This is a genomic window from Amycolatopsis sp. SID8362 (genome assembly GCF_010550475.1).
In the GTDB taxonomy this organism is placed as follows: Bacteria; Actinomycetota; Actinomycetes; order Mycobacteriales; family Pseudonocardiaceae; genus Amycolatopsis; species Amycolatopsis eburnea.
In genome coordinates this window covers 1-1,357 of sequence record NZ_JAAGNB010000471.1, presented here as the reverse complement: position 1 = coordinate 1,357, position 1,357 = coordinate 1, and the positions used below count along the sequence as shown (strand labels likewise).

The following is a 1,357-nucleotide window of genomic DNA, read 5'->3' as shown; positions in this document are numbered from 1 at the left end:
CTGGCGGACCGCCGCGGCCGCCACCCGGGCCGGCGGCGGGTCCTCGCGGGTGATCCGCAGCGTCCGGCCGTGTGGGGCGAGCAGGGCCTCGCCGGCCTGGCGGACTTCGTCGAGGAGCGCGTCGAGGTCGAGCTCCGCGCGCGGGGCTCGGCGTTCCCGGCCGAGTGCCAGGAGGTCCTCGATGGTGCGTTCCAGCCGGTCGGTCGATGCGATGCCGGCGCGGATCGCCGCGTACGGGTCCGCCGACGGCGTTTCCAGCGCGGCTTCGAGCTGCAGGCGCAGCCCGGTCAGCGGGGTCCGCAGCTGGTGCGACGCCTCCGCCGAGAACGCCCGCTCGCGCTCGAGCGTTTCGCCGATCCGGGCGGCCGTGGTGCCGAGCGCCTCGCCGACCTGGTCGATCTCGGCGATGCCCGCGCGCGGTGAGCGGGCGGTGAAGTCGCCGTCGCCGAGCCGTTCGGCCGCGGCGGCGAGCTCCTCCAGGGGACGCACCAGCCGCTTGGTGGCCCGCCGGGCCATCAGCCAGCTCACCCCGGTCGTGGCGACCGCGAGCCCGGCCATGGCGACCCAGGTCAGCACGATCTGCAGCCGCAGCTCGGACAGCGGCAGCGCGGCGCGGACCACGCCGGTCACCCGGGACCCGCTGATCACCGGCACCGCCAGGGCCATCTCGTCGCCTTCGCGGCCGACCACGACGTCCACCACGGCCTTGGCCGCCTGCCGCTCGACCGGGCCGGCTACGGCGGGCCCCTTCCCGGCGAGCAGCCGCCCGTCCGGGGCGTAGACCCCGACCTCGCCCCCGGCTTCGTCGTCCGCCTCGTCGAGCGGGGGCACGACCGGCCGCCGCCCGGCACTCAGGTCTTCCGACACGGCGAGCGCGGTGGCGTCCGCGGCCCGCTCCAGGTCGCCCGTCGCGTCGTCGTGGTAGTACTGCCACACGGCGATGCCCAGCGGCAGCGCGAACAGCACGGTCGCGACGAGCGCGGCCAGCACCGTCAGCGTGGTGATCCGGCGGCGCACGGCTAGCCTTCGGCCGCGGACCGGGCCGGGTCCTCCAAGCGGTAGCCGTGGCCGCGCAGGGTGGCGATCCGGGGCACCTCCGCGTCGGGGCCGGCGACCGACGCGAGCTTGCGGCGCACCGCCGCGATGTGCACGTCGAGGGTCTTGGTCGAGCCGTACCAGTGCGCGTCCCAGACCTCGGCCATCAGCGTCTCGCGGCTGACCGCGACGCCGGGCTGCTCGGCCAGCCGTGCCAGCAGGTCGAACTCCTTCGCGCGCAGCACGACCTCACGGCCGTGCAGGGTGGCGCGGCGGCCGGCGATGTCGACGGTCAGCCCGCCGACGGTCACCGGCGGCCGGG

Annotated in this window: 2 protein-coding genes; both read right to left on the bottom strand. The window is 76.7% G+C overall.

Annotated features, from left to right (window positions below; genetic code table 11):
• On the bottom strand, positions 1-1,017 hold a 1,017-nt coding region (locus G3I65_RS14645; RefSeq protein WP_160696598.1), incomplete at its 3' end, for a histidine kinase dimerization/phospho-acceptor domain-containing protein.
• 2 nt (positions 1,018-1,019) lie between these two features.
• Positions 1,020-1,357, bottom strand: a 338-nt coding sequence (locus G3I65_RS14640; protein ID WP_160696597.1) for a winged helix-turn-helix domain-containing protein, incomplete at its 5' end; no start/stop codon positions are given.